Consider the following 26,793-nt stretch of genomic DNA (forward strand, 5'->3'; position numbering starts at 1 on the left):
CAAAGGCAATTCCATGCAGACCAACATGCGCAAAGAGATCAACGAAATCCCGGAAGCGGCGGCGCGGCTGCTCGAAAATTCCGCCAGCGCCGTCACGGCGGCCGGCAAGGCGCTCCGGGAGCGTGATCCGCAGTTCTTCGTCACCGTCGCCCGCGGCTCCTCCGACCATGCCGCGCTCTTCCTGAAATATGCGATCGAACTCACCGCCGGCCGGCCCGTCGCCTCGCTCGGCCCGTCGCTCGCCTCCATCTACGGCGCGAAGCTGAAGCTCGGCGGCGCGGCCGCCATCGCCATCTCCCAGTCCGGCAAGAGCCCCGACATCGTCGCCATGGCCGAGGGCGCGACCAAGGGCGGCGCGATCTCCATCGCGCTCACCAACACCCTGCCCTCGCCGCTGGCGGATGCCTGCACGCACTCGCTCGATCTTTCCGCCGGCCCGGAACTCAGCGTCGCCGCGACGAAATCCTACGTCAACTCCATCGTCGCCGGCCTTGCCGTGCTCGCCGAATGGACGGGCGATTCCGACCTCGACCGCGCCGTGAAGACCCTGCCGGAACAGTTCGCGAAGGCCGTCGCGCTCGACTGGTCCGACCTTGCCGGCGACCTCAAGGACGCCCAGTCGCTCTACGTGCTCGGCCGCGGCCCGGGCCTTGCGATCGCCAGCGAGGCGGCGCTGAAGTTCAAGGAAACCTCCGGCATGCACGCCGAGGCCTATTCCTCCGCCGAAGTGCTGCACGGCCCGGTCGCCCTCGTCGGCCCGTCCTTCCCGGTCATCGCGCTTGCCGCGCGCGACGCGGCGGAAGCCTCGGTCACCGGCATGGCCGACAGCCTCGCCGATCGCGGCGCCTATGCCTGCGTCACAGCCGCCGGCGCGAAAAGCGCGCGAAAACTCCCCTTCGTCGCCACCGGCCATCCGATCACCGATGCGCTCGCCCTCATCGTGCCGTTCTACGGCTTCGTCGAGGCCTGGTCGCGCGGCAAGGGCCTCGATCCCGACAAGCCGGTCAACCTGAAGAAAGTGACGGAAACCCGATGACAGCACTCACCGCCCTTACCGGCGCCCGCATCTTCGACGGCGATCTGTGGCATGAGGACAGCGTGCTGCTGGTCGCGGACGGCAAGGTCGCGGCCATCGCGCCCCTTCGCGATGTGCCGGCCGACGCCCGCGCCGTGCCGATGGACGGGCTCTCGCTCGTTCCCGGCTTCATCGACCTGCAGGTCAATGGCGGCGGCGGCGTGCTGCTCAACGAGCGGCCGGACCTCGAAGGCATCCGCACGATCTGCGCCGCCCATGCCCGCTTCGGCACGACGGCCCTCCTGCCGACGCTGATCACCGACACTGTCGAGGTGACGACGGAAACCATCGCCGCCGGCCTTGCGGCGCAGCAGGCGAAGGTGCCGGGCTTCCTCGGCCTCCATCTCGAAGGCCCGCACCTTTCGGTCGCCCGCAAGGGTGCGCATGACCCGAACCTCATCCGCCCGATGGAAGAAGCCGACCTCGCCCGCACCATCGCGGCGCGAAAGGGCCTCGATGCCCTCCTGATGACGCTGGCGCCGGAAAACGCCACCAACGAGCAGATCGCCGCGCTCCATGCGGCGGGCGTCACCGTCAGCCTCGGCCATTCGGATTGCGGCTACAGGACCGCCGCCGCCGCCGTCGAGGCCGGCGCCAGCATGATGACCCATCTCTTCAACGCCATGAGCCCGCTCGGCCACCGCGAGCCCGGCATGGTCGGCGCGGCGCTCGATCTCGGCCACCTCAATGCCGGCCTGATCGCCGACGGCTTCCATGTCGATCCGGCCTCCATCGGCGTGGCGCTGAGGGCCAAGCGCGGCCCCGGCCGGATCTTCCTCGTCACCGACGCGATGTCGACCATCGGCACCGACATGACGAGCTTCTTCCTCAACGGCCGCGAGATTTTTCGCGAAGGCGGGCGCCTGACACTGGCCGACGGCACGCTCGCCGGCGCCGATATCGACATGGCCTCCTGCATCCGCTTCATGCGCGACCATGTCGGCCTCGACCTGGAGGAGGCGCTGCGCATGGCCTCGCTCTACCCGGCCGAGGCAATCGGCATGACGGGCCGCAAGGGCCGCCTCACCCACGGCCACGATGCCGACTTCGCGGTCATAGACGGCAATATCAACGTCCTCTCCACCTGGATCGCCGGCACGCCGGTCTTCGCCGCCTGATGTCGCCGCCACGGTTCTTGCGGGCCGCGGCGGAATCGGCTCTACCCCGTCGGATGATCTGACGTATCGATCCGGGAGCGCTCCATGCAATTGATCTTCGACGGCCACAACGACGTCCTCCTGCGCCTGTGGGAGAATGCCCGGAAGGGCGCCGACCCGATCGCCGAATTCATCGACGGAACGGACCAGGGCCATATCGACGCCCCGCGCGCGAAGAAGGGCGGCCTTGCCGGCGGCTTTTGCGCCATGTTCATTCCGCCGGTGGAGGACTATCCGCCGCGCGAGATCGACGAGAACGGTCACTACAACATCCCGATGGTCGGACCGCGCGAGCATGCAGACGCACTGAAGATCGCGCTCGACATGGCCGACATCGCCGCCCGGCTGGAACAGGCCGGCGGCCTTTCGATCTGCCGCTCCACGGCGGCGATCCGCGCGGCCATGGATGCCGGCCGCTTCGCCGCCGTGCTCCATATCGAAGGCTGCGAGCCGATCGCCGAGGACCTGTCGAACCTCGAAAGCCTCTATGACAACGGCCTGCGCTCGCTCGGCCCCGTCTGGAGCCGCCATAACCTGTTCGGCCATGGCGTGCCCTTCGCCTATCCCTCCTCGCCCGATACCGGCCCGGGCCTGACGGCGGCCGGCGTCGAACTGGTGAAGGCTTGCGACCGGCTCGGCATCATGATCGACCTCGCCCACATCACCGAACAGGGTTTTTGGGACGTGGCGCGCGAAAGCAGCCAGCCGCTCGTCGCCACCCATTCCAATGCCCACGCCCTGACGCCGATCTCGCGCAACCTCACCGACCGCCAGCTCGACGCGATCCGCGAGCGCAAGGGCATTGCCGGCCTCAACTACGCCACGACCATGCTGAGGGCCGACGGCCTCGAAAACCCCGAAACGCCGCTTTCCGACATGGTGCGCCACATCGACCACATGGTGGAGCGCATGGGCATCGATTGCGTGGCGCTCGGCTCGGATTTCGACGGCGCGACCATTCCCGGCGCGATCCACGACGCCGCCGGCAGCCAGGCGCTCGTCGAGGCGCTGCGCCAGGCCGGCTACGGCGAGGACGACCTCGCAAAGCTCTGCCGGGAAAACTGGCTGCGGCTCCTCAAGACCGTCTGGCACGAAGCCTGACCAGAACAACCGGAAGGACACCATGGCCAAGCCCCTCATCGAACTCTGCGTCGAAGGCATCGACGGTTTCCTCGCCGCCCAGGATGCCGGCGCCGACCGCGTGGAACTCTGCGCCAGCCTGGTGGAGGGCGGCCTGACGCCGAGCCTTGCGACGATCCGCGCCGCGGTGACGGCGGCCAAGATCCCCGTCCATGTCATCATCCGCCCGCGCGGCGGCGACTTCCTCTATTCGCAGACGGAATTCGAGACGATGGTGGAGGACGTCACCGCCCTTAGGGACGAAGGCGTTTCCGGCGTCGTCATCGGCTGCCTGACGCCCGATGGCAGGATCGACGAGGCGCGCACGAAGCGGCTGGTCGAGGCCGCCCGGCCGATGTCCGTCACCTGCCACCGCGCCTTCGACATGACGGCCGATGCCGGCGAGGCGCTGGAGGCGCTCATCCGCTGCGGCGTCGATCGCGTGCTGACCTCCGGCCAGCGCGACAGCGCGCTGGAGGGCCTCGCCATCCTGAAGGCCGCCAACGAGCAAGCCGCCGGCCGCATCGTCATCATGGGCTGCGGCGCGCTCGATGCGGACAACATCCGAAAGGTCCGCGACGGCGCCAATCTCACCGAGCTGCACTTCGCCGCGCTGAAGACCGTGCCAAGCGGCATGGCCTTCCGCAACCCGCATGTCGGCATGGGCGGTACGCAGAAGGATCGGGAATACGAGGTGACGCTGACCGACGGGGACGCGGTGCGCGCCACCATCGCCGCGGCAAAATCGTAAGAGCAAGTCCGGCAAAAGCGAAAATGCTTCAAGGGCCGGCTTGCAAGCGGCCGGCGCCTTCTTACGTTGAAGACGGAACAAGGAGACCTGCCATGCCGCTGACGATTTCTGCCGCCCCCCGCCTTCGCACGGCCATCGCCGCCGGCCTGATGGCGCTTGCCGCCCTGCCCGCCGCCGCCGAGACGGTCGGCAAGGTCGGCGTCGACTGGATCGGCAACGACATCTATATCGACGCGGTGACCGATCCTAAGGTGTCCGGCGTCACCTGCCACGTCACCTATTTCGACCGCAGCGTCATCGACCGGCTGAAGAAGGGCAACTGGTTCGAGGACCCCTCGAACAATGCCATCTCCTGCCAGCAGACCGGCCCGATCACAATCGGCGACATCGACCTCGACCGCGGCGGCGAGGAGGTCTTCAAGTCCGGCCTGTCGCTGATCTGGAAGTCGCTGATCGTCACGCGCATCTATGACAGGAAGAACGACACGCTGATCTATCTCGCCCATTCGCGCGAACTGACCGAGGGATCGGCGAAGATGTCGATCTCCACCGTGCCGCTCTATGGCGAGACCGTCACCTGGACCAACGGCAAGCCCTGAAAAAACGCCCCGGCACCTGAAGAGGTCCGGGGCGTTTTCGTTGATGGGACAGCGGTTTACTTGACGTAGACAACCTTGCCGCCATCACCCGATGTCTGGATTTCGATGACGTTCTGCAACTGGACGTTCTTGGAAGCCAGCGCTTCGGCCAGGCCCGGTTCGCCCTGCAGCTCGGCCTGGACCTTCTCCATCGTGGCCGGGTCGTTGGCCTTGAGGCTGAGGCGTTCGGCTTCGCCGCGCTTGCTGTCGTCAGCCTCCAGCGAGGACAGCGTGACGACATTCACATTGTCCGCGCTGATCGAGCCCGTGGACATGCTGTCCGAGGTCATGGGCATCGTGGCGTCCTGGGCATAGGCGATGCTTGCCGCCGGCGCGGCGACAAGAAGCGAAGCAAGGGCAATCGTAACGGTCTTCTTCATGAGAATTCTCCATGTTGTCTTTATGGGTAGCATGGAGGAAACGGGGCGGGCTTCGCATGGTTCCTGACAAATCGCCGCGAAACCGCGCATTATTAAATTTTAATTTAGGATAATATACCGGAATTGTCTTCGGACGGCCGAAGGCACCCGGCCGGAAAACCGGCCAGGTGCCCGAAATCGGAACGCTCTTCCTGCTGCGATCAGGCGGCCTGGGCGAGTTCGTCGGCGATGACGGTGTCGAGGTTGAGGAAGCAGACCATCGACTTCTCCAGCGCGACGATGCCGCGGCAGAATGCACGCTGGGCTTCCGGGATGATTTCCGGCGCCGGCTGGAGGGCTTCGCTCTTGATGGTCATCATGTCGGAGACCTGCTCGACGAGCAGGCCGACGAGCTTGCCGGCAATGTCCGTGACGATGATCGCCGAACGCTCGGACGGCTCCGTCATCTTCATGCCAAGGCGGCAGGCCATGTCGATGACCGGGATCACCGCACCGCGCAGGTTGATGAGGCCGAGCACATAGGGCGGCGTGTGCGGCATCGGCGTCACCGGCGCCCAGCCGCGGATTTCGCGGATGGCCATGATGTCGATGCAGAATTCCTGCTCCCCGAGATGGAAGGAGACGATTTCGAGATAGGCGCCGGACTGTTTCAGGGCGTTGGACATGGGTGAGGCTCTTTCCAATCGACGATGGACTTGTTGGAATGCGCTGCACGGCGGACATCATGTCCAGCGGGTCTGACCGGCCCTTTGCGCGTTGTCCGAAAGTGGCAAAGAGAGATTAAACAATGGCTAAGGAACGGCACCGGAAACTGCTATTTTAGCCTCTTTCGATAAAATCCGACCGGCAAACCGCCTTCCGTTACGGCAGTCCGCCCCGGTTTGAAATCCCGCGATTCCGGGCTATACTTGCCGGCATGGACAAGACCGCCCGCCGATACACCGCCCTGCCCGCCGCGCTCCTCGTGCTCGGCCTCGGCGTGATGGCCGCCACCGCCGCCTTTGCCGGCTGGCTGGAGCATGGCACGGCGATCTTCCTCAGCCTTGCCGAATCCGGCATGGCCTGGTGCTTCTGATCACAATTCCGCGAGACGCCGATCCCGCTTCGCATTGCGGCAATTGGCCCGTTTGCGCGCGTCCGACCGAAGGACTATGACACCGGCAGACCTCGGGACCTTGCTTATCGAAGGACTGCCATGAAGACCCTGCGCCTCGTACTGTGGATCGCCGTCGCGCTCGTCGCGGCCCTGCTCGGCTGGCTGACGCTGGAAATGACCAGGACGAAGGACGAGGTCGCGGGCGGCCCGTTCGGCGTGCCCTTCGAGCTCGTCGCGCAGGATGGCAAGCCGATCACCGAAAAGGCCTTCACCGGCAAGCCCACCGCCCTCTTCTTCGGCTTCACCCATTGCCCGGAAGTCTGCCCGACGACGCTGTTCGAGATGAACGGCTGGCTCACCAAGGTCGATCCCGACGGCTCGAAGCTGCAGGCCTATTTCGTCACCGTCGATCCCGAGCGCGACACGCCGGAGCTGATCGGCCAGTATGTCGGCAACGTCTCCAAGCGCATCACCGGAATTTCCGGCCCGGTGGACAAGGTGCTGGACATGGTCAAGGGCTACCGCGTCTACTATCGCAAGGTGCCGCTCGACGAAGAAAAGCCCGACGGGGACTACACGATGGACCACACGGCCTCCGTCTTCCTGCTCGACGCGACCGGCCGCTTCGTCGGTACCATCGCCTATGGCGAGAACCCCGAGGTCGCCGAGCAGAAGCTTGCCAACCTGATCAAGGGATAAGGCTGCCGGCGGGCGATCCACCTTTGCCCTCGGCTTTCGGACATGCTAGGCGGACCTGAAACAACAGGGACCCCGAGCCGTGAGCGAAATCCGCCTCTACATCACCACGACCGAGAAGCGGGCCGAGATCGCCCTCTCGCTGATGACCGACGTCTTCGAGGACGAAGGCTATGCCATCGCGACGATGGAGATCGACGAGAAGAAGGACATCTGGGAAGCCTCCGTCTACATGTTCCGTAAGGACGAGGCGGAGGTCCACGCGCGTTTCGCCGCGCTGCTTGCGGACGAGTTTCCCGATGCGACGATCGAGCGCGAGGAACTGCCCGACATCGACTGGATCGCCAAGTCGCTGGAAGGCCTGAAGCCCGTGCGCGCCGCCCGTTTCGTCGTTCATGGCTCGCATGACCGCGGCAAGGTGCGGGCCGGCGAGATCGCCATCGAGATCGACGCCGGCCAGGCCTTCGGCACCGGCCATCACGGCACGACGGCGGGCTGCCTGGAGGTGATCTCCGACGTGATGCGCGCACGCAAGGTCAGACGCGTGCTCGACCTCGGCACCGGCAGCGGCGTGCTGGCGATCGCCGCGCGCAAGCTTGCACCGGTCACGGTGCTGGCGACGGATATCGACCCGGTCGCCACCCGCGTCGCGCGGGAAAACGTCCGCCTCAACGGCATCGCCTCCGGCATCACGCTGGAGACGGCGCCGGGCTTCCACTCCACCGCCTTCGGCCGCCACGGCCCCTTCGACCTCATCATCGCCAACATCCTCGCCCGGCCGCTGATGCGCATGGCCCCGCAGCTCGCCGCCCAGTTGGCGCCGCAGGGCGACGTCATCCTGTCCGGCATCCTCGCCTCGCAGCGCTGGAAGGTGCTTGCCGCCTATAACGGCGCGGGCCTGCGCCATGTGCGCACGATCTGGCGCGAAGGCTGGGTGACGATCCATCTCGACAATCGTCGGTGACGAGGCTGGCTTGAAGCGGGGTGGCAACATCCCGCTTCAACGCGCGGGAATCGCAAGCAAAATAAAAGGCGGTGCCAGAGGCACCGCCTATGGGCCGGCGAACCGGCCTGCCCGCGAGCTTGAGGAGGAGGAGTGCTCAAGCGGGCCTATGTGTTCCGAGCGCCTTCCCGGAGGAGGGAGGAGGAGTGACCGGCAAGACGCCTGATCGGAACACCTAGTCTTTTGCCTTTCGGCAGTTCATTTTGCGATCCGAAGGACTGGAGGAACTTTCACTTCGTTTCGCTTGAAGCGCGTTTTGTTTCGCTTCGTTGGCGCCGCTTATACAGGATTCGAAAATTCGCGACAGGGCCTTTGAGACATGGGTGCCATGCACGAAACGCATAAGTCCAATTGCAGACCTCTTCGCGATGCCGCAGGGTTTTCCTGAGCATGGCCGCCACCGTCATCCCGCTCATCGCGCTTGCGGTCATCGTCTTCGTGCTGTGGATCGCGATCCGCGCCAATATCGAGGCACGCAAGAACCCCTACCGGGTCGAAAGCGCCACCCGCACCGAGGCGGAGCGCCGCCGCATCGCCGAATCCCTGCGCGATGCCCTCAGTCGCAAGCCGCTCGGCGCGGCGCTGGCCGAACGGCTCTGGCACAAGCTGACGAACGAGATGCCCGGCAATGGCGTGATCTACGACCATCACCGGGATTTCTGCGGCCAGGGCCTCATCCGCACCGAGGACGGCGTGATGCTGGCCGACGTACAGGACGGCGGGGCCTATTTCGGCCCGCCCATCGCGGCGTGGAAGACCGAGGAGGACTTCGTCGCCTTCCTCGCCCGCCAATCGGATTTCTCGATGAGCGGCTGGGATGCCGGCGAACCCGCCTTCTTCACCGAGGACGACTGGTATCGCAACAACCAGCGCCTGACCCGCGCGGTGCTGGAACGCTATCTCGCCCGCCTTTGACGCGGCCGGCGGGTCGGCTAAAGCGCGTCGCGATCTTCCAGATTCGCTCCTTGCGCCTTAGCTCTTTGGTTTTTCGCATGTCGTTGCCGCAAAACCGCTGCACACTTTTACGCGACATGCTTTAGATTGCCGGCACGATTCATCGCCATACCGGAAGTCTTCCATGTTCCAGAGTTTCGACGTCACCTCCACGCCCCAGTTCGGCCGCGAACGCGCCGATGCGCTGCGCGCCACCTTCGATGCGCTCGGCATCGACGGCTTCCTCGTGCCCCGCGCCGACGAATACCAGGGCGAATACGTGCCCGCCTCGGCCGAGCGCCTTTCCTGGCTGACGGGCTTCACCGGCTCGGCCGGCGTGGCGCTCGTCATGCGCGCCAACGCCGTGGTCTTCGTCGATGGCCGCTATGTCACGCAGCTCGCCGAGCAGGTGGACGGCAGCGTCTTCACCGGCGGCGACCTCGTCGGCGAACCGCCCCATCTCTGGCTGCAGAACCACGCCCCGAAGGGTTTCCGCCTCGGCATCGACCCGTGGCTGCACACCGGCGCGGAGGTGCGCCGGCTGGAAAAGGCGCTTGCCGGCCTCGGCGGCGCCCTCGTCCTCCTGCCCCACAACCCGCTCGACAAGGCCTGGACCGACCGTCCGAGCGAACCGCTCGGCCGCGTGACGATCCAGGCGATCGACCAGGCCGGGGAACTGGCCAGGGACAAGCTCGCCGAGATGGCGGAGGCGACCGCCAAGGCCGGCGCCGATGCCCTCGCCGTCACCGACCCCTCCTCCATCGCCTGGATCTTCAACATCCGCGGCAGCGACGTGCCGCACACGCCGCATCCGCTGGCCCGCGCCATCATTCCGGCAGAGGGTCGCCCGCAGCTCTTCCTCGACAAGCGCAAGACCGGCATCGAGCCCGAGGCCTACCTCACCCAGCTCGCCGACCTCGTGCCGCCGTCGCAGTTCGACGAGCGCATCGCGGCGCTCGCCGCCGATGGCAAGCGCATCCTGATCGATCCCGACCAGGCTCCTTTCGCGCTTGCCGAGATCGTGCGCCGCAAGGGCGGCACGCTGGTCGAGGCCAACGACCCCGCCCGCCTGCCCCGCGCCTGCAAGAACGCCGTCGAGCTGCAGGGCTCCGCGCGCGCCCACCTTCAGGACGGCGCGGCCATGGTGGAATTCCTCGCCTGGCTCGACGGGACGACGCCGGGCACGCAGACCGAGATCGCCGTCACGAAGAAGCTGGAGGCCGTGCGCGCCAGCGTCGGCGAGCGCCACCAGAACAGGCTGAAGGACGTGTCCTTCGACACGATTGCCGGCGCCGGCGCCCATGCCGCCATCATGCACTATCGCGTCACCACCGCGTCGGACACCGTCATCGAGCCCGGCACGCTCTTCCTGATCGATTCCGGCGCGCAATATATCAACGGCACGACGGACATCACCCGCACGGTGGCGATCGGCACGGTGCCGGAGGAGCAGAAGCGCTTCTTCACCCTGGTGCTGAAGGGCATGATCGCGATCAGCACCGCACGCTTCCCGAAGGGCACGCGCGGCTGCGACCTCGATCCGCTCGCCCGCATCGCGCTGTGGAAGGCCGGCGCCGATTTCGCCCACGGCACCGGCCACGGCGTCGGCTCCTATCTTTCCGTGCATGAGGGCCCGCAGCGCATCTCGCGACTTTCGACGCAGGAGCTGCTTGCCGGCATGATCCTGTCCAACGAGCCCGGCTACTATCGCCCCGGCGCCTTCGGCATCCGCATCGAGAACCTGATCCACGTCCTGCCGGCGGCTCCGGTCGAGGGCGGCGACATGGACATGCTCGGCTTCGAGACGCTGACCTTCTGCCCGATCGACCGCCGGCTCGTCGTGCCCGCGCTGATGACGGACGAGGAGCTTGCCTGGCTCAACGCCTACCACGCGGATGTGCGCGAAAAGATTACGCCGCTGCTGGCGGACGACACGACGAAGCGCTGGCTGGAAAAGGCGACGGCGCCGGTCAGCCGATAAACTGACGCAGGACCATCACGACGACCCAGCCGATGGCCAGCACCGGAAGCAGCGAAAGACGCAGGCCAACAAGGAGGGCGACCGCCATCGTCAGGCTGACATCCAGCCCGCCCGTCACGGCTGCCGGTGCCACCAGCGTGGTGAGCACGGCGGCCGGAACGGCATTCAGCGCCGCTTCGGCGCGCGGCGGGATGCGCTTCATGCGCGTGATGAAGACATAGCCGCCGACGCGCGTGAGATAGGTCGCGATCGCGCCGGCGGCGATGATCAGCAGCGTCTGCATATGGAACAGCGTATCCATGCTCACGCCTCCCCTTCCACGACATCGCCGACCGTTGCCTCGTCGCCGTCGAGCGGCATGAGCGCGGCAACGAGGATGCCGGCCAGCGCCCCCAGGCTGACATGCCAGGGCGAACCGACGAAATGCAGCGCCAGGATCGAGCCCGCCGAGGAGGCCAGCACCACCGGCAGCCAGTTCGCCCGGCTGCGGAAGCCGAGCACGAGGCCCATGAAGTAGATAGGCAGCAGCACGTCGATGCCGATCGCCTTGGGATCGCTGATCAGGTTGCCGAGCAGGCCGCCGACGACCGTCAGGCAGAGCCAGGGCACATAGACGCTGAGGCCTAGCACAAGGGACCAGATATAGCTGACGCGGATGCCCGCATCGGCGCGGCGTTCGGTCTCGGCGAACTGCGGATCGGTGAGGAAGAACAGCGACGTCGCCTTCTGCCAGAAGGTAAGATGCCGGATATGGGCGGCGATCGCCGCCGAATAGAGCACATGCCGGAAATTCACGGCGAAGATCGACAGCACCACCAGCCAGGGCGCGACATTGTGATCGAAGAGCTCGACGCCGACGAGCTGGCTGGCGCCGGCATAGAGCGTCGCGCTCATCAGCGCCGCTTCCGCGATCGTCAGGCCGTTGTCGATGGCGACGGCACCGAACAGGACGGCAAACGGTGCCGCGGCGATCGCCACGGCGCTGCCACGCCGGAAGGCATCGCGGATTTCATCTTTTGTGGCGGGGGTCATGGGTCTGCTCTATCTTGGGATCGTACAGCCATAGAGCAGCAAGGGTCCACCTGCAAACCAATATGGCTGATGGATCGTTCAGCGCCATTGATCGATCGGCGTCGAATTTCGTCTGATGCTGATGGATGTCGCCCCTTCTACTCCGTCATGGTCGGGCTTGACCCGACCATCCACGCGGCAGCACCCGGGGCTGTGGATGGTCGGGTCAAGCCCGACCATGACGAAAGAGAGATAGAGCCAAGCGAAAGAGAGATGGCGCCGGGCGGAAGAGAGGTGGAGTCATGGATATGGCGCCAGACGAATGGAGAGCTGGCGCCCAGCCGAAAGAGAGGTAACGCCGGTCGACGCCGATCACCCTTTCTTGAGCTGGAACGTGTGCTCCGGCCCCGGGAAGCTGCGCGCCTTCACCTCTTCGGCATAGGTCGCGAAGGCCTCGCTCATGACGGGCGCGAGGTTGGCGAAATGCTTGACGAAGCGCGGCTTGAAATCCGTGAAGATGCCGAGCACGTCGTCGACGACCAGCACCTGGCCGTCGCAGGCCGGCGAGGCGCCGATGCCGATGGTCGGCACCTTGACCTTGCCGGTGATCTCGCGCGCCAGCGGCTCGACCGTGCCTTCGATGACGATGGCGAAAGCGCCGGCTTCGTCGATGGCCGCGGCGTCCCGGCGGATCTTCTCGACCTCCTTGTCATTGCGGCCGAGCGAACGGTAACCGCCCGTCGTATTGATGAGCTGCGGCATCAGGCCGACATGGCCGAGCACCGGAATGCCGCGCTGGGTGAGGAAATGCACCGTCTCGGCCATTTCCGCCCCGCCCTCCAGCTTGATCGCCGAACAGCCGGTTTCCTTGAGCACCCGGGCGGCCGTCGCAAAGGCCTGTTCCTTCGACTGCTGGTAGGAGCCGAAGGGCAGGTCGACGACGACGCAGGCATTGGACGAGCCGCGCATGACGGCCTGGCCATGGGCGATCATCATCTCGATCGTCACGCCGACGGTGGAATCGAGGCCGTAGAGCACCATGCCGAGGCTGTCGCCGACCAGCATGAAATCGACATGGGGATCCATGAGCTTGGCGACCGGGGTCGTATAGGCGGTGAGGCTGACGATCGGGCGCTCGCCCTTGAGGGCCCTGATATCGGCGGGCGCCAGACGGCGCTTGGCGGTGTGTACGCTCATGTCACGCTACCTTTTTCGCGTTTTTCGGGCCAAGAACCCGGTTATCGAGGAGTTTCGTGCTCCCAAAGCGCACGAAAAGCAACAAAAGAACCGGCCTGTCGCCGACCGTGTCGATCTTGGCGAGCGTCTGCGGATCGCGGATCGCGACCACTTCAGGCCTTGCCAGCGGCTCGCTGGCAAGGAAGGCGGCAACGCTCGCCTCCAGCCGTTTCGCATCGGTCTCGCCGGCCATGATCAGCCGCTCGGCCTCCTCCAGCGCGCGCGGCACGATGACGGCAGCGGCGCGCTCCTCGGCCGAAAGGTAGACATTGCGGGAGGAACAGGCGAGCCCGTCCGCCTCGCGCACCGTCGGCACGCCGATCACCTCGACCGGCTGCGCCAGGTCCTCGGCCATGCGGCGGATGATGGTGAGCTGCTGGAAATCCTTCTCGCCGAAATAGGCGCGGTCCGGCTGGGCGATGTTGAAGAGCTTGGTGACGACGGTGGCGACCCCCGCGAAATGCCCGGGCCGGACGGATCCTTCGAGCTCCGAGCCGAGCGTCGGCACATCGACGACGGTCTCCATCGGCCGCGGATACATGTCCGCGACGCCGGGCGCGAAGAGATAGTGCACGCCTTCCGCCTCCAGCATCGCCTGGTCGCGGGCAAGATCGCGCGGATAGCGCGCCAGGTCCTCGTTGGCGCCGAACTGCAGGGGATTGACGAAAATGGTGGCGACGACGACGTCATTGTCGGCGCAGGCCCGCCGGGCAAGCTCCATATGGCCGACATGAAGATAGCCCATGGTGGGCACGAGGCCGATCGTGCGGCCGTCCAGCCGGTGGGGCGCCAGCGCCGCGCGCAGGTCCGCGATGGTGGTGAAGGTCTGCATCGGCGGTTCCTCCTTGCTCTCGCCCTCTCCCGCGGGCGATGCCCCCGCACGATCTCTGCGGATCGTTCCAGGAGGCGCCGTTTTCTATCTTGTGCAGCGCAAAAAGACAATCGGCAAACACCTTTGGCGGCTATCGTCCGCCCCGCTCGGCAGCATTGCATTTTGCGCACTGTACATTTCGCTCAATGCCCAGTAGAGAGCGCGTTGACACGCCCGTCGCATACGAGCGCAGAGTGCGACGCCAGATCGTCGCGGAACCCGAATTCCGAAAGACCCTACATGACGAGTTTTGAAGGCCTCGCTCCGGCGATGGCAAAGGCGTTGGAAAAACGCGGCTATACCACTTTGACGCCGGTGCAGGTCGCCGTCTCCGACCCCAAGATCGGCGATGCGGATGCGCTGGTCTCCGCCCAGACCGGCTCCGGCAAGACCGTCGCCTTCGGCCTCGCGCTCGCTCCGACGCTGCTTCAGGGCGAAGAGCGTTTTGCCCGCGCCGGGAACCCGCTTGCCCTCGTCATCGCCCCGACGCGCGAACTTGCCATGCAGGTCAAGCGCGAGCTGGAATGGCTCTACGAGATGACCGGCGCCGTCATCGCCTCCTGCGTCGGCGGCATGGACGTGCGCAACGAGCGGCGCGCGCTGGAGCGCGGCGCCCATATCATCGTCGGCACGCCGGGGCGTCTGCGCGACCACATCACCCGCGGCAATCTCGATCTGTCCGAGATCCGCGCCGTGGTGCTCGACGAAGCGGACGAGATGCTCGACCTCGGTTTCCGCGAAGACCTCGAATTCATCCTGGAAGCCGCGCCGGAAGAGCGCCGCACGCTGATGTTCTCGGCCACCGTGTCGAAGGAGATCGCCACGCTCGCCAAGAACTACCAGCGTGATGCGCTGCGCATCTCGACCGCCGCCGAGCGCGAACAGCATGTCGACATCGACTATCGCGCCCTGCTGGTCGTGCCGGCTGACCGCGAGAACGCCATCATCAACGTGCTGCGCTACTACGATGCGCAGAACGCCATCGTCTTCTGTTCGACGCGCGCGGCGGTGAACCACCTGACCGCCCGCTTCAACAACCGCGGCTTCTCGGTCGTCGCCCTCTCCGGCGAACTCAGCCAGAACGAACGCACCCACGCGCTGCAGGCCATGCGCGACGGCCGCGCCCGCGTCTGCATCGCCACGGACGTCGCCGCGCGCGGCATCGACCTGCCGAATCTCGAACTGGTCGTGCATGCCGACCTGCCGACCAATCCGGAAACGCTGCTGCACCGCTCGGGCCGCACCGGCCGCGCCGGTCGCAAGGGCGTCAGCGCGCTCATCGTGCCGCTCAGCGCCCGCCGCAAGGCCGAGCGCCTGCTGCAGGCGGCGAACCTCAAGGCCAACTGGGCGACCCCGCCGTCCGCCGAGGACATCCTGCGCCGCGACGACGAACGCCTGCTCGCCGACCCGATGCTGACCGATACGATCGGCGAAGACGAGATCGAGACGATCGACGCCCTCGCCGCACGCTTCGATGCCCGCCAGCTCGCCGCCGCCGTCGCCCGCTTCTTCAAGGCCGGCCACTCGGCGCCGGAAGACCTGGTCGAGGTCTCGCTCGAGCAGCGCAAGCCGCGCGAGCGTGGCAACGACTTCATCCCGGCCGAAACCAAGCGCCCGCGCGAGGGTTTCGGATCGAGCGTGTGGATCTCCGTCTCGGTCGGCCGCAAGCAGCGCGCCGAGCCGCGCTGGCTGATCCCCATGCTCTGCCGCAACGGCAGCATCACCAAGAACGAGATCGGCGCGATCAAGATGCAGCCGGAGGAGACCTATATCGAACTCTCCGCCGATGCCGCCGACGGCTTCCTCGGCCATCTCGGCCCGAACAGCATGCTGGAGCGCGGCATCCGCGTCACCGTGCTGGAGGGCCAGCCCGACCTGACGCCGCAGCCCTATACGCGCACGCCCGGCGAGAAGACGCAGCGCTACGACCGGCCGGAACGCCGTGCCGACTGGAAGCCGAAGGGCGACTTCGACAAGAAGCCGCGTTTCGAGAAGAAGCGCGATTTCGACAAGCCCGAAGGCGCCGCCGCCAAGCCGCACTGGAAGGACCGCGAGGACGGCGGCAAGAAGCCGGCCAAGCCGTTTGCCGGCGCCAAACCCTTCAAGGGCAAGCGCGACGAGAAGTTCGCCAAGCCCGACGGCGCCCCGCGCAAGCCGAAGGCCAAGAAGCCGGACCGCTTCTGACGCGGCCGGCGCGTTTGGCCGTGGCTTGGCGACACACCGCGCGCCATTCTCAACGTCATCCACGGCGTGCCGGTGGGATGGATGCTCGGGTCAAGCCCGAGCATGACGGAGGAGAGCGTAGCAGGAGCCAAGGCCAACAGGCCTGTCGATCCAGCGCGGAACTTTCATCACCGCGCCGCATTACCCTCGCGCTTTTGCGAGGGGATTTTCATGACACGCGCCGAGGGCGACAAGGACGAGTTCAACCGCTTCGTGACCGGCCTCGGCCGGGGCGTCGCCGGCGCCCTCTTCCTCGCACTGCCCATGCTGATGACCATGGAAATGTGGTATCTCGGCTTCTACATGGCGCGCGAGCGCCTGTTCCTGCTGCTGCTCCTCAACATCCCCCTGCTGATCCTGCTCGCCCACCGCATCGGCTTCGAGAAGACCTTCAGCTGGCGCGAGGCGACACGCGACGCGGCGATCGCCTACGGCATCGGCATCCTGACCAGCCTGGTGGTGCTGACGGCGCTCGGCCTCCTGCGCGGCGGCATGCCGGCGAGCGAACTTGTCGGCAAGGTCGCGCTGCAATCGGTTCCCGCCAGCATCGGCGCCATGCTCGGCCGCAGCCAGCTCGGCCACAGTGAGGACGATGCCGACACCAGGGAGACGAGCTATCCCGGCGAACTGCTCCTGATGGCGGCCGGCGCGCTCTTCCTCTCGCTCAACATCGCGCCGACCGACGAGATGATGGTGCTCGCCTACAAGATGACGATCTGGCATGCCCTCGTCGTCGCCCTCCTCTCCATCGCCCTCATGCACGGCTTCGTCTATGCATTGTCCTTCATCGGTGGCCACGAGCTTTCGCCGCAGACACCCTGGTGGCACGCCTTCGTGCGCTTCACCCTGCCCGGCTACGTCGTCGCACTGGCGATCAGCGTCTTGGCGCTATGGATCTTCGAACGCCTCGGCGACAGCTCGCCGGTCGAGATCATGCTGTCCGTCATCGTGCTCGGCTTTCCCGCCGCGCTCGGCGCCGCCGCCGCGCGGCTGATCCTGTGAGGCCGCCATGACCCGATCCGAACAGGGCCGCCACAGGGAAAGTCACGATCCGCACTGGATCGAGTGGCTGACCGGCCTCGTTTCCGCCCTGCTGATTGCCGGCATGCTCGGCTGGATCGGCTGGGAGGCCTTCACGCGGGAAGCGACACCGCCGGACCTTTCCATCGTGGTGCTGGCGACGGAGAAGACCGGCGCCGGATATCGCGTCACCTTCGACATTGCCAATTCCGCGACCACGACCGCTGCGGCGGTCACCGTCATCGGCCGGCTGACGGAGGGAGAGAAGATCGTCGAGGAGAACCATGTGATCTTCGACTATGTCGCCGCGGAATCGAAATCGACAGGCGCCCTCCTGTTCGCAAACGATCCGGCCGGGCGGCGGGTGGAGATCCGTGCGGCCGGCTACACCGATCCGTGACGGCCGGCGTGAAAACGGGAACCAATTTCGCATCTGGGGATTGAACAAACGCAAGTATCCGTGTCCGCATCGAAATGGGCATTCGACCGACCCTGCAAGGCTCCACCATGGCATGGCCCATTCTCATCCTGCTGATCACCCAGGTCCTCCTGCCGGCCTTCTTCCTTTCCTGGCTCTGGCTGCCGCGCCCGGTCGACCGGCTCGGCTGGTTCACGCGCGCCGCCTATGGCGCCGCCTATTTCTCCTTCATCGCCGTCATCGGGCGCTGGGATTTCCTGGGGGCGGCGCTCGCCTTCCTCCTGCCGGCCGCCTACGTCGTGGCGGCCGCCCTTTCCTATCTGCGCGTTCGCGACCGCCCCTGGAACGCGTCGTCCTCCCTGCTGCGCACGCACGGCTTCACCGCGGCCATGGCGGTCTTCTTCCTGGCGCTGACGGCCCGGGCCCTTTCCGGCTACGGCTATCAGGAGACGGCAGTGGAACTCGCCTTTCCCTTCACCGCCGGCACCTATTATATCGGCCAGGGCGGCGGCACGGCCTCGATCAACCACCACCACGGCAACCAGAGCCAGCGCTTCGCGCTCGACATCGTCGCGCTCAACACGTTCGGCATGCGGGCGAACGGGCTGCTGCCGGAGGACCTTGCGGACTACGTGATCTATAACCAGGAGGTGGAAAGCCCCTGCAACGGCATTGCCATCTCGACCCATGACGGCATCGACGACAACCGCATTTCCGAGACGAACACCGAGGAGCCGGCAGGCAACCACGTCATCCTCGCCTGCGGCACGGCGCGCATCCTGCTCGCCCATTTCCGCAAGGGCTCGATCGCGGTTGCCGCCGGCGCGATCGTCACGAAAGGGCAAGCGCTCGGCCGGGTCGGCAATTCCGGCAATTCATCCGAGCCGCACCTGCACATGCACGCCTATCTCGGCGGCACGCGAGACTATAACGAAGGCCAGGGCGTCCCCATGACCTTCGATGGCCGCTTCCTCGTGCGCGGCTCGACCGTCACGGTGCCTTGATCCGCTCGAACCAGCCGTCTTCGTCGATCACCTCGACATTGAATTCCCGTGCCTTGTCGAGCTTGGAGCCGGCGCCCGGCCCCGCCACCACGAGGTCGGTCTTCTTGGAGACCGAGCCCGCCACCTTGGCGCCCAGCCGCTCGGCCATGGCCTTCGCCTCGTCGCGCGTCATCTTTTCCAGCGAGCCGGTGAAGACCACCGTCTTGCCGGCGACCGGGCTCGAGCTTGCCACGACCGCCTCGGCCGCCTCCGGCGTCACCTCCTGCAGCAGCCGGTCGATCACGTCGAGATTGCGCGGCTCCTTGTAGAATTCAACCATCGCCCGGGCGACGACCTCGCCGATGCCGTCGATGCTGTTCAGCTCGTTCCAGGCCTCGCCGGAGAGCGAGACGGAGGCCTTCATCGCCTCCTCGAAGGCCGCATAGGTTCCGTAGGCGCGCGCCAGGAGCTTGGCGTTGGTCTCGCCGACATGGCGGATGCCGAGGGCATAGATGAAGCGGTTGAGTGCGATCGACCGGCGGGCACCGATGGCATCATAGAGCTTGCGCACGCTGACCTTGCCGAAACCGTCGATGTTCTCCAGCTTGGTGAGCGAATCGGCCTGCCGCTTCTCCAGCGTGAAGATGTCGGGCGCGGTGCGGATCGTCAGCGACGGATCTTCCGCCGCGAAGAAGAAATCGATCTGCTTGGCGCCCAGCCCCTCGATGTCGAAGGCATTGCGCGAGACGAAATGCTTCAGGTGCTCCACGGCCTGCGCGCGGCAGACGAAACCGCCCGTGCAGCGCGTGACGGAATCGAGCCGGCCCGTCTTCTCGTTGCGCTCGCGCACGGCATGGCTGCCGCAGACCGGGCAGGTCTTCGGGAATTCGTAACGCTGCGCCTCCGCCGGCCGCTTTTCCATCACCACGTCCAGCACCTGCGGGATCACGTCACCCGCGCGCTGCACGATGACGGTGTCGCCGATGCGGATGTCATGATCTTCCGCGCGGATGCGCTCGCCGCTGTTGCCGATGCCCTCGATATAGTCGGCATTGTGCAGCGTCGCGTTGGTGACGACCACGCCGCCGACCGTGACGGGCGTCAGCCGCGCGACGGGCGTCAGCGCGCCGGTGCGGCCGACCTGGATGTCGATCTTCTCGACGGTGGTGAAGGCCTGCTCGGCCGGGAACTTGTGCGCCGTCGCCCAGCGCGGCGAGCGGGAGCGGAAACCGAGGCGTTCCTGCAGCGCCAGCTCGTCCACCTTGTAGACGACGCCGTCGATATCGTAGTCGAGGTCTGGGCGGGCAAGGCCGATCTCGCGGTAATGCGCGATGATGTCGTCGACGCGGCAGAGCCGTTGCGTCAGCGGATTGACGGGAAAGCCCCAGGCCTTCAGCACCTCGATCATGCCATATTGCGTATCGGCCGGCATCGCCGACATCTCGCCCCAGGCATAGGCGAAGAAGCGCAGCTTGCGGCTTGCCGTCACCGTGGCGTCGAGCTGGCGCAGCGAGCCCGCCGCCGTGTTGCGCGGGTTGACATAGGTCTGCTTGCCCTCCGCCGCCATCTTCTCGTTGAGCGCCAGGAAGTCGCTCTTGGCCATGTAGACCTCGCCGCGCACCTCGACGACGGCGGGCGCGCCGGCCGGCAGGCGGTTGGGGATCTCGGCGATGGTCAGCACGTTGGCGGTGACGTTCTCGCCCGTCGTGCCGTCGCCGCGCGTCGCCGCCGTCGTGAGACGCCCGTTCTCGTAGCGGATCGACATGGAAAGGCCGTCGATCTTCGGCTCGGCGGTAAAGGCGATCGAATCGTCCGGCAGGCGGCCGAGGAAACGGTAGACGGAGGCGACGAAATCCCGAACGTCCTCGTCGGAGAAGGTGTTGTCGAGCGAGAGCATCGGGCGCGCATGGGTGATCGGCGCGAAGGTCGGCAGCGGGGCGGAGCCCACCCGGCGCGACGGGCTGTCGTCGCGGACGAGTGCCGGAAACCGCGCCTCGATCGCCTCGTTGCGCCGCTTCAGCGCATCGTAGTCAGCGTCCGAGATCTCCGGCGCGTCCTGGCCGTGATAGAGCTCGTCATGGCGCGCGATTTCCGCCGCCAGATAGGCAAGCTCGGCCGCGGCCTCTTCCTCGGTGAGATTGTCGACGGGGTTTTCACATTTGCCATGGTCTGCTCCGGATCAGGCCACCGGTTTTAGAGAAAAGCTGACGAAAGGAAAGATGGAACAACCCCTCATCCCGCTGCCGCGACCTTCTCCCCGCAAGCGGGGAGAAGGGGAACGCCGCCCGGGCTTCCCAGATTTTCTCCGCCGACTGTTTGGGAACGGAGCCACATCGCCCTTCGCCCGCTTGCGGAAAGAAGGTGCCGGCAGGCGGATGAGGGGCAGCCTCGCTACACCCCGCCTGAAAGCAGCCGCGCCGCGGCCGCCCTCGCCTCGTCGGTCACCGAGGCGCCGGCGAGCATGCGGGCGATCTCCTCGGTGCGGGCGCCGTCATCCATCCGGGCGACGCGGGTGGCGACCGTCTCGCTGCCTTCGACCGGTCCCTTGGAGATGAGCAGATGCGTCGCCGCGCGGGCCGCGACCTGCGGGGCGTGGGTGACGGAGAGCACCTGCACGGTCGAGGAGAGCCGCTTCAGCCGCTGGCCGATCGCATCGGCCACCGCGCCGCCGACGCCGGTGTCGATTTCGTCGAAGACGAGGGTCGGCGCGGAGCCGCGATCGGCGAGCGCCACCTTCAGCGCCAGCAGGAAGCGCGAGAGTTCGCCGCCGGAGGCCACCTTCATGATCGGGCCGGGGCGCGTGCCGGGATTGGTCTGGACATGGAATTCGACCGTGTCGATCCCCTCCTCCGCGCCGCCCTCCGGATCGGTGGCGATCTCGACGGTGAAGCGCGCACGCTCCAGCTTCAGCGCCGGCAGTTCCGCCATCACGGCGGCGGCGAGCGCCTCGGCCGCATGGTGCCGCTTGTCGGAGAGCGCGCGGGCGGCCTGGTCGAATGCGGCGCGCGTCTCGGCAAGATGGACCTGAAGCCGCACCAGCTTCTCCTCGCCGGCATCGAGATCGGCAAGATCGGCGATCATCTTGGCGGCAAGCGCCGGAAGGCCGGTGACGGGCACGGAATATTTGCGGGCGGCGGCGCGCAGCGCGAAAAGACGCTCCTCCGTGCGCTCCAGCTCCTTGGGGTCGTATTCGGTCTTGCGCAGCGCCACCTCGACGGCCATCTGCGCATCGGAAAGCTGGTTCAGCGCCTGGTCGAGCAGTTCGACCGTCTCCTCCAGGAGGCCCGGCGCCTCGTGGCTCTTGCGCTCCAGGCGGCGCACGAGCGCCGCGATGAGCGGCACGGGCGAGGCATTGCCGTTCAGGAACTCGCTCGCCTCGTTGATGTCGCCGGCGATGCGCTCGGCCTTCATCATGCGGGCGCGGGTTTCCGCCAGCGCATCCTCCTCGCCGTCCTGCGGCGAGAGGGTTTCCAGTTCCTCGACGGAGGAGCGCAGGTAATCGGCCTCGCGGGCGGCGGCCTCCACCTTTTCGCGGTGGCGGCGCAGCGTGCGCTCGGCCTCCTTCCACTGGTGATAGAGCGTGCCGACATCGCCCGCCGCCTCGCCGAGGCCGCCGAAGGCATCGAGCAGCAGGCGGTGCGCATCGGTGTCGACGAGCGCGCGGTCATCGTGCTGACCGTGGATCTCGACGAGACGCTGGCCGGCCTGCCGCATCAACTGCACGGAGACCGGCTGGTCGTTGACGAAGGCTTTGGTGCGCCCGTCGGCGGATTGCTGGCGGCGGAAGATGAGGTCGCCGTCGTCGTCTATGCCGTTGTCGCGCAGCAGCGCGCGGGCGGCATGGCCGGGCGGCACGTCGAAGACGGCCGTCACCTGGCCGCGCTCCACGCCGTGGCGCACCAGAGAGCCGTCACCCCGCCCGCCAAGGGCGAGCGACAGGCTGTCGAGAAGGATGGACTTGCCGGCGCCCGTCTCGCCCGTCAGCACGGAGAGACCCGGCTCGAAAGCGAGGTCGAGCCGTTCGATCAGGACGATATCGCGGATCGAAAGCTGCGCCAGCATGCCGTGTTTGCTCTTCGGTCAGACGCCGAGCAGGTTCTTGCCGGCGCGCGAAATCCAGGATCCGCTGTTTTCACGCGGCTCAAGCCCCTTCGACTGAAGCAGCTTGTAGCTGTCGGCATACCACTGGCTGTCGGGATAGTTATGGCCGAGCACCGCCGCGGCCGTCTGCGCTTCCGTATCAACGCCCATGGCGTAATAGGTCTCGACGAGACGGGCGAGCGCTTCCTCGATCTGGTTGGTCATCGGATATTTCTCGACGACGACGCGGAAACGGCTGGCGGCCGCGATATATTCCTTGCGCTCGAGATAGTAGCGGCCGACCTGCATTTCCTTGCCGGCGAGCTGGTCGCGGGCAAAGCGCATCTTGGTCTGCGCGTCCTCGACATATTCCGAATCGGGATAGTTCTCGACGACGGCCTGCATGGCTTCCAGCGTCTGCTGGGAGGCACGCTGGTCCTGCGTCACGCTCGGGATCTGCTTCCAGTAGGCAAGGCCGACGATGTACTGCGCGTAGGCCGCATCGGAAGAGCCCGGATACAGGTTGAGATAGCGCTTGCCGGCGGCGATCGCCTCTTCGTTGCGACCCTGGCGATAATTCGTGAAGGCCGACATGACGAGCGCCTTGCGCGCTTCCTCGGAGAAGGGATGCTGGCGGTCGACGGCCTCGAACTTGCGGCTCGCCTCCCCCACCTTGCCGGCATTGAGGTTGGCAAGGCCCTGGTTGTAGAGCGTGTCGGCGGGTTCGGTCTCGCCGGTCAGCTTGGTGATGTCGATGTCCGGATCCGACTGGCACGCGGAAAGAACGACAGGCGAAGCTGCCGCAAAAAGCGTAAGATAGACAATGCGCGCCGTCTTCTTCACACCAACAGACCCTGCAACAACCATGTGACAATCCCAGTTCAACGGACGCGATGCAGTGACCCGCCGCGCGCGCCACGCGTTGTATCTCCAAATGCCTGAAGACCGCAACGCCATGCCGACGCATTAACGCATTTTTATGGCAAGGCTGGCTGGAAAGCGGCGGCCGGGAAAGTTCCCCTCAAAGGGACCAGGGTGCGAATTCCGGCGCATTGACGGCGATCAGCTCGCGCTGGCCGGGGCGCGAGCGCGGCGCGGCGGCTTCGACGACCTCATAGGCCGTGCGGTCGCTGAGCAGCGCCTTCAGCGCATGGGCGTTCATCTTGTGGCCGCCGCGATAGGAGCGGTAACAGCCGATGAACTGCGCGCCGGCAAGCGCAAGGTCACCGACCGCGTCGAGCGTCTTGTGGCGCACGAACTCGTCCTTGGCGTAGCGCAGGCCCTCGACATTGATCACAGCGTTGTCGTCGGAGATGACGACGGAGTTTTCCAGCGACGAGCCGAGCGCAAAGCCGGCCGCCCAGAGCTTTTCCACGTCGCGCATGAAACCGAAGGTGCGGGCGCGCGACAGTTCGTTGCGGAAGGTCATCGGCGTCAGGTCGCCCTTCCAGGACTGGCGGCCGATCAGCGGGCAGTCGAAATCGATCTCGACCTCGAATCGCGTGCCGTCATAGGGCGAGAACTCGGCCCAGGAGGCGCCGGCCTCGACGCGCACCGGCTTGACGATGCGGATATAGCGGCGCTTGACGGCGAGCGGGATGAGGCCGACCTGGTCGATCGCGTCGATGAAGGGCGCGGAGCTACCATCCATGATCGGCATTTCGGCGCCGTGGACTTCGATGAGGACATTGTCGAGGCCGAGCGCATAGAGCGCGGCCATGACGTGCTCGACGGTGGCGATCGACGTCGCGGGCGTGAAGCCGAGCACGGTGCACAGATCCGTGTTGCCGACCTGCGCGGAGACCGCGCGGTATTCGCTGACGGTGCCGTCGTTATGCAGGCGCTGGAAGACGATGCCGCTGTCGGCTTCGGCCGGGTTGAAGATGATCGACACGGCAGCGCCGGAATGGACACCCGTGCCCGAAATGGTCACAGGGCTCGCAATCGTCGTCTGGAAACCGAGCATACCGATCGTCATGTGCATTCGCCTCGTCTTACTGTCGGCTCATTTCTCGCCGACATTCCGTCTTTCATGGGCTCGCGGGAGCCCCCGGTATTTCATTGGCCCAAGGATACCCTTGGCCGGGCGCGCTGCGCCCACCGACAAGTCCGCCTCAACGTCTGGAGTGATTTGATGCGCTCCGGCGTGACGCCGGCATCCGATCCCTGACTGGCCCCTGTGCCTAGGCTGAATGTAGTAGGTCCCTCAGGGCTACACAAATCACTGTTTCTTTCGCTTTGTTACGCTTTATTCCAGCGGCAAGCTCTTGATATCAGACGGGAATCAAAAATGCCCGGACGAGGGTCCGGGCATTTTGAAAACGGGCTCCGAAGAAGGCCTCAGTTCGACTGGCGGCGCAGGAAGGCCGGGATTTCGAGCTGGTCGTCCTCACCGAGCGAACGCGGCTGCGGGTTGGCGCGGCCGTGGTCGTCGAGCTGGCCGCGACGCGGGGCGTAGAGGCTGGCTTCGGCCGAGAGCGGGCGGCGCTGCTGCTGCGGCTGGGCGACCGGCTCCTGGGCGGCCTGCGGCTCCTCGTGACGGCCGAGCGAGGACGTCAGGCGCTTGAGCAGGCCCATCGGGCCCCGCTCTTCGCTGTGCGCGGCGGCCGGCTGCTGGGCGGAGCGGTGGTCGATCTCGGCCTGCACGACCGGCGGGAAGTCCTCGATCTTCGGCATGCGCATGGTCTGCGGCTCCTGGCGGATGATCGGAGCGGCGGGCTCGACGCGCTGCTGCATGACCGGGGCCTGCTGCACCGGCTGCTGCTGGACCGGACGCTGCACCGGCATCTCGGCCGGGGCGGCGAAGAGGCGGTTCTGCAGGCGCGGCTCTTCCTGGACGGAAGCGACCGGCTGCTGGACCGGAGCCGGGCGGTTCACCGGAATGGCGAGTTCCCGCTCCAGGCTCTCTTCCGAGGCGCGGATGGCTTCGGCGATCGGGTCGACGACCGGCTGCTGGGCGACCGGCTGCTGCATGACGGGCTGCTGCTGGACCGGCTGCGGCTGGGGCGCGGCGGCCTGAACCTGCGGCTGGACCGGAACGGCGGCGGAGGGGCGGACTACCGGCTTGCTGTGGCTGCGAAAGTCAGCATGACGCGCAGCCACCTCCGAGGCCGCGCGGTCGATACCGGTTGCAACAACGGAGACGCGGATGAGGCCTTCGAGCTCTTCGTCGAAGGTTGCGCCAAGGATGATGTTTGCGTCCGGATCGACTTCCTCGCGGATGCGGGTCGCGGCTTCGTCGACTTCGAAGAGGGTGAGGTCACGACCGCCGGTGATGGAGATCAGCAGGCCCTGCGCGCCCTTCATCGAGGTCTCGTCGAGCAGCGGGTTGGCGATCGCCGCTTCCGCGGCGGCCATGGCGCGGCCTTCGCCCGACGCTTCGCCCGTGCCCATCATGGCGCGGCCCATCTCGCGCATCACCGAGCGGACGTCGGCGAAGTCGAGGTTGATGAGGCCTTCCTTGACCATGAGGTCGGTGATGCAGGCGACACCCGAATAGAGCACCTGGTCGGCCATCGCGAAGGCGTCGGCAAACGTGGTCTTGTCGTTGGCGATGCGGAACAGGTTCTGGTTCGGGATGACGATCAGCGTGTCGACCGACTTCTGCAGTTCCTGGATGCCCTCTTCGGCAAGACGCATGCGGCGGCCGCCTTCGAAGTGGAACGGCTTGGTAACGACGCCGACGGTCAGGATGCCCTTGTTGCGGGCCGCCTGCGCAACGACCGGCGCTGCGCCCGTGCCCGTGCCGCCGCCCATGCCGGCGGTGACGAAGCACATGTGGGTGCCGTTCAGGTGATCGATGATCTCGTCGATGCACTCTTCCGCGGCGGCGCGGCCGACTTCCGGCTGCGAGCCGGCGCCGAGGCCTTCCGTGACGGCGACGCCCATCTGGATGATCCGCGAAGCCTTGGTCATCGTCAGCGCCTGGGCGTCGGTATTGGCGACGACGAAGTCGACGCCTTCCAGGCCCGCGGTGATCATGTTGTTGACAGCATTGCCACCACCCCCGCCGACACCGAAGACGGTGATGCGGGGCTTCAGCTCGGTGATGTCCGGCTTCTGGAGCTTGATAGTCATTGCAGTGTTCCTTTCGTTTCCGGCTGCTTCGCCCAGCCGGTCTAT

The 26,793-nt window shown here is 66.4% G+C and carries 24 protein-coding genes and 1 pseudogene; 14 read left to right on the top strand and 11 right to left on the bottom strand.

Features of this window, described 5'->3' with window-relative positions; all coding sequences use genetic code 11:
* Positions 1-13 precede the first annotated feature (13 nt).
* The 5 genes from shn_RS11315 to shn_RS11335 all read left to right on the top strand — a co-directional run bounded on the left by shn_RS11315 (position 14) and on the right by shn_RS11335 (position 4,701).
* On the top strand, positions 14-1,036 hold the full coding sequence (locus shn_RS11315) for an SIS domain-containing protein (RefSeq protein ID WP_064332555.1): 1,023 nt from the start codon (positions 14-16) through the stop codon (positions 1,034-1,036).
* Positions 1,033-2,193 (top strand): N-acetylglucosamine-6-phosphate deacetylase, encoded by a 1,161-nt coding sequence (nagA, locus tag shn_RS11320; RefSeq protein ID WP_064330491.1) that lies wholly within the window; start codon positions 1,033-1,035, stop codon positions 2,191-2,193. Before shn_RS11315 ends, nagA begins: the two co-directional genes overlap by 4 nt.
* An 84-nt stretch (positions 2,194-2,277) precedes the next feature.
* Entirely contained in the window at positions 2,278-3,333 is a 1,056-nt protein-coding gene (locus tag shn_RS11325; RefSeq protein ID WP_064330492.1) for a dipeptidase, read from the top strand.
* A 22-nt stretch (positions 3,334-3,355) separates the two neighbouring features.
* Complete coding sequence (locus shn_RS11330) at positions 3,356-4,102, top strand: copper homeostasis protein CutC (protein ID WP_064330493.1); 747 nt, start codon at positions 3,356-3,358, stop codon at positions 4,100-4,102.
* Between the two features lie 92 nt (positions 4,103-4,194).
* Positions 4,195-4,701: a CreA family protein gene (locus shn_RS11335; protein WP_064330494.1), complete on the top strand. Its 507-nt coding sequence runs from the start codon at positions 4,195-4,197 to the stop codon at positions 4,699-4,701.
* A 56-nt stretch (positions 4,702-4,757) separates the two neighbouring features.
* Here the strand turns inward: shn_RS11335 and shn_RS11340 are convergent, their stop codons facing one another.
* Positions 4,758-5,120, bottom strand: a complete 363-nt coding sequence (locus shn_RS11340) for a hypothetical protein (RefSeq protein WP_064330495.1) — start codon at positions 5,118-5,120, stop codon at positions 4,758-4,760.
* A gap of 200 nt (positions 5,121-5,320) precedes the next feature.
* On the bottom strand, positions 5,321-5,785 hold the full coding sequence (locus tag shn_RS11345) for a chemotaxis protein CheW (protein ID WP_023514279.1): 465 nt from the start codon (positions 5,783-5,785) through the stop codon (positions 5,321-5,323).
* A 251-nt stretch (positions 5,786-6,036) separates the two neighbouring features.
* On the opposite strand from shn_RS11345, the gene shn_RS36380 reads away from it, so the two are divergent.
* The 5 genes from shn_RS36380 to shn_RS11365 all read left to right on the top strand — a co-directional run bounded on the left by shn_RS36380 (position 6,037) and on the right by shn_RS11365 (position 10,829).
* A complete protein-coding gene (locus shn_RS36380; RefSeq protein ID WP_162852945.1) occupies positions 6,037-6,195 on the top strand; it encodes a hypothetical protein in 159 nt (52 codons plus the stop codon).
* Positions 6,196-6,315: 120 nt separating this feature from the next.
* Positions 6,316-6,915: an SCO family protein gene (locus tag shn_RS11350; RefSeq protein ID WP_064330496.1), complete on the top strand. Its 600-nt coding sequence runs from the start codon at positions 6,316-6,318 to the stop codon at positions 6,913-6,915.
* A gap of 79 nt (positions 6,916-6,994) precedes the next feature.
* Positions 6,995-7,876, top strand: a complete 882-nt coding sequence (locus shn_RS11355) for a 50S ribosomal protein L11 methyltransferase (protein WP_064330497.1) — start codon at positions 6,995-6,997, stop codon at positions 7,874-7,876.
* A 429-nt stretch (positions 7,877-8,305) separates the two neighbouring features.
* Entirely contained in the window at positions 8,306-8,830 is a 525-nt protein-coding gene (locus shn_RS11360) for a hypothetical protein (protein ID WP_064330498.1), read from the top strand.
* A 163-nt stretch (positions 8,831-8,993) separates the two neighbouring features.
* Complete coding sequence (locus tag shn_RS11365) at positions 8,994-10,829, top strand: aminopeptidase P family protein (RefSeq protein WP_064330499.1); 1,836 nt, start codon at positions 8,994-8,996, stop codon at positions 10,827-10,829.
* Here the strand turns inward: shn_RS11365 and shn_RS11370 are convergent.
* From shn_RS11370 to panC, 4 genes are all read right to left on the bottom strand, one after another.
* Positions 10,819-11,130 carry an AzlD family protein gene (locus shn_RS11370; protein ID WP_064330500.1) on the bottom strand — a complete coding sequence of 104 codons (312 nt, stop codon included), beginning with the start codon at positions 11,128-11,130 and terminating at the stop codon, positions 10,819-10,821. The two genes, shn_RS11365 and shn_RS11370, sit on opposite strands and share 11 nt — an antisense overlap.
* A 2-nt stretch (positions 11,131-11,132) precedes the next feature.
* Positions 11,133-11,861 carry an AzlC family ABC transporter permease gene (locus shn_RS11375; RefSeq protein WP_064330501.1) on the bottom strand — a complete coding sequence of 243 codons (729 nt, stop codon included), beginning with the start codon at positions 11,859-11,861 and terminating at the stop codon, positions 11,133-11,135.
* 351 nt (positions 11,862-12,212) lie between these two features.
* Positions 12,213-13,037 carry a 3-methyl-2-oxobutanoate hydroxymethyltransferase gene (panB, locus tag shn_RS11380; RefSeq protein ID WP_064330502.1) on the bottom strand — a complete coding sequence of 275 codons (825 nt, stop codon included), beginning with the start codon at positions 13,035-13,037 and terminating at the stop codon, positions 12,213-12,215.
* Between the two features lies 1 nt (position 13,038).
* The gene (gene panC / locus shn_RS11385; RefSeq protein WP_064330503.1) at positions 13,039-13,908 is read right to left on the bottom strand and encodes a pantoate--beta-alanine ligase; all 870 of its coding nucleotides are present in this window, start codon (positions 13,906-13,908) and stop codon (positions 13,039-13,041) included.
* A gap of 279 nt (positions 13,909-14,187) precedes the next feature.
* On the opposite strand from panC, the gene shn_RS11390 reads away from it, so the two are divergent.
* From shn_RS11390 to shn_RS11405, 4 genes are all read left to right on the top strand, one after another.
* Positions 14,188-16,131, top strand: coding sequence for a DEAD/DEAH box helicase (locus tag shn_RS11390; RefSeq protein ID WP_064330504.1), 1,944 nt, complete (start codon positions 14,188-14,190; stop codon positions 16,129-16,131).
* 210 nt (positions 16,132-16,341) lie between these two features.
* Entirely contained in the window at positions 16,342-17,172 is an 831-nt protein-coding gene (locus shn_RS11395) for a TIGR02587 family membrane protein (protein WP_064330505.1), read from the top strand.
* 7 nt (positions 17,173-17,179) lie between these two features.
* Positions 17,180-17,590, top strand: coding sequence for a TIGR02588 family protein (locus shn_RS11400; protein WP_064330506.1), 411 nt, complete (start codon positions 17,180-17,182; stop codon positions 17,588-17,590).
* Positions 17,591-17,697: 107 nt separating this feature from the next.
* Positions 17,698-18,612, top strand: coding sequence for a M23 family metallopeptidase (locus shn_RS11405; RefSeq protein WP_168168904.1), 915 nt, complete (start codon positions 17,698-17,700; stop codon positions 18,610-18,612).
* Here the strand turns inward: shn_RS11405 and ligA are convergent.
* The 5 genes and pseudogenes from ligA to ftsZ form a co-directional block, all read right to left on the bottom strand.
* Positions 18,599-20,737: pseudogene (gene ligA, locus shn_RS11410) on the bottom strand (NAD-dependent DNA ligase LigA); the annotation flags it as partial. The gene shn_RS11405 and the pseudogene ligA sit on opposite strands and share 14 nt — an antisense overlap.
* 245 nt (positions 20,738-20,982) lie before the next feature.
* Positions 20,983-22,653: a DNA repair protein RecN gene (gene recN, locus shn_RS11415; RefSeq protein WP_064330507.1), complete on the bottom strand. Its 1,671-nt coding sequence runs from the start codon at positions 22,651-22,653 to the stop codon at positions 20,983-20,985.
* Between the two features lie 18 nt (positions 22,654-22,671).
* Positions 22,672-23,538, bottom strand: a complete 867-nt coding sequence (locus shn_RS11420) for an outer membrane protein assembly factor BamD (RefSeq protein ID WP_064330508.1) — start codon at positions 23,536-23,538, stop codon at positions 22,672-22,674.
* Positions 23,539-23,692: 154 nt separating this feature from the next.
* Positions 23,693-24,649: a UDP-3-O-acyl-N-acetylglucosamine deacetylase gene (gene lpxC / locus shn_RS11425; RefSeq protein WP_064332557.1), complete on the bottom strand. Its 957-nt coding sequence runs from the start codon at positions 24,647-24,649 to the stop codon at positions 23,693-23,695.
* A 362-nt stretch (positions 24,650-25,011) separates the two neighbouring features.
* Positions 25,012-26,748: a cell division protein FtsZ gene (ftsZ, locus tag shn_RS11430; protein WP_064330509.1), complete on the bottom strand. Its 1,737-nt coding sequence runs from the start codon at positions 26,746-26,748 to the stop codon at positions 25,012-25,014.
* Between the last annotated feature and the right edge of the window lie 45 nt (positions 26,749-26,793).

The organism is Shinella sp. HZN7, from assembly GCF_001652565.1.
Taxonomy (GTDB): Bacteria; Pseudomonadota; Alphaproteobacteria; order Rhizobiales; family Rhizobiaceae; genus Shinella; species Shinella granuli.

Coding starts and splice junctions, on each gene's coding strand:
- shn_RS11315 (WP_064332555.1), top strand. CDS start 14: ATGCAGACCAACATGCGCAAAGAGATCAACGAAATCCCGGAAGCGGCG.
- nagA (WP_064330491.1), top strand. CDS start 1,033: ATGACAGCACTCACCGCCCTTACCGGCGCCCGCATCTTCGACGGCGAT.
- shn_RS11325 (WP_064330492.1), top strand. CDS start 2,278: ATGCAATTGATCTTCGACGGCCACAACGACGTCCTCCTGCGCCTGTGG.
- shn_RS11330 (WP_064330493.1), top strand. CDS start 3,356: ATGGCCAAGCCCCTCATCGAACTCTGCGTCGAAGGCATCGACGGTTTC.
- shn_RS11335 (WP_064330494.1), top strand. CDS start 4,195: ATGCCGCTGACGATTTCTGCCGCCCCCCGCCTTCGCACGGCCATCGCC.
- shn_RS11340 (WP_064330495.1), bottom strand. CDS start 5,120: ATGAAGAAGACCGTTACGATTGCCCTTGCTTCGCTTCTTGTCGCCGCG.
- shn_RS11345 (WP_023514279.1), bottom strand. CDS start 5,785: ATGTCCAACGCCCTGAAACAGTCCGGCGCCTATCTCGAAATCGTCTCC.
- shn_RS36380 (WP_162852945.1), top strand. CDS start 6,037: ATGGACAAGACCGCCCGCCGATACACCGCCCTGCCCGCCGCGCTCCTC.
- shn_RS11350 (WP_064330496.1), top strand. CDS start 6,316: ATGAAGACCCTGCGCCTCGTACTGTGGATCGCCGTCGCGCTCGTCGCG.
- shn_RS11360 (WP_064330498.1), top strand. CDS start 8,306: ATGGCCGCCACCGTCATCCCGCTCATCGCGCTTGCGGTCATCGTCTTC.
- shn_RS11365 (WP_064330499.1), top strand. CDS start 8,994: ATGTTCCAGAGTTTCGACGTCACCTCCACGCCCCAGTTCGGCCGCGAA.
- shn_RS11370 (WP_064330500.1), bottom strand. CDS start 11,130: ATGGATACGCTGTTCCATATGCAGACGCTGCTGATCATCGCCGCCGGC.
- shn_RS11375 (WP_064330501.1), bottom strand. CDS start 11,861: ATGACCCCCGCCACAAAAGATGAAATCCGCGATGCCTTCCGGCGTGGC.
- panB (WP_064330502.1), bottom strand. CDS start 13,037: ATGAGCGTACACACCGCCAAGCGCCGTCTGGCGCCCGCCGATATCAGG.
- panC (WP_064330503.1), bottom strand. CDS start 13,908: ATGCAGACCTTCACCACCATCGCGGACCTGCGCGCGGCGCTGGCGCCC.
- shn_RS11390 (WP_064330504.1), top strand. CDS start 14,188: ATGACGAGTTTTGAAGGCCTCGCTCCGGCGATGGCAAAGGCGTTGGAA.
- shn_RS11395 (WP_064330505.1), top strand. CDS start 16,342: ATGACACGCGCCGAGGGCGACAAGGACGAGTTCAACCGCTTCGTGACC.
- shn_RS11400 (WP_064330506.1), top strand. CDS start 17,180: ATGACCCGATCCGAACAGGGCCGCCACAGGGAAAGTCACGATCCGCAC.
- shn_RS11405 (WP_168168904.1), top strand. CDS start 17,698: ATGGCATGGCCCATTCTCATCCTGCTGATCACCCAGGTCCTCCTGCCG.
- recN (WP_064330507.1), bottom strand. CDS start 22,653: ATGCTGGCGCAGCTTTCGATCCGCGATATCGTCCTGATCGAACGGCTC.
- shn_RS11420 (WP_064330508.1), bottom strand. CDS start 23,538: ATGGTTGTTGCAGGGTCTGTTGGTGTGAAGAAGACGGCGCGCATTGTC.
- lpxC (WP_064332557.1), bottom strand. CDS start 24,649: ATGACGATCGGTATGCTCGGTTTCCAGACGACGATTGCGAGCCCTGTG.
- ftsZ (WP_064330509.1), bottom strand. CDS start 26,748: ATGACTATCAAGCTCCAGAAGCCGGACATCACCGAGCTGAAGCCCCGC.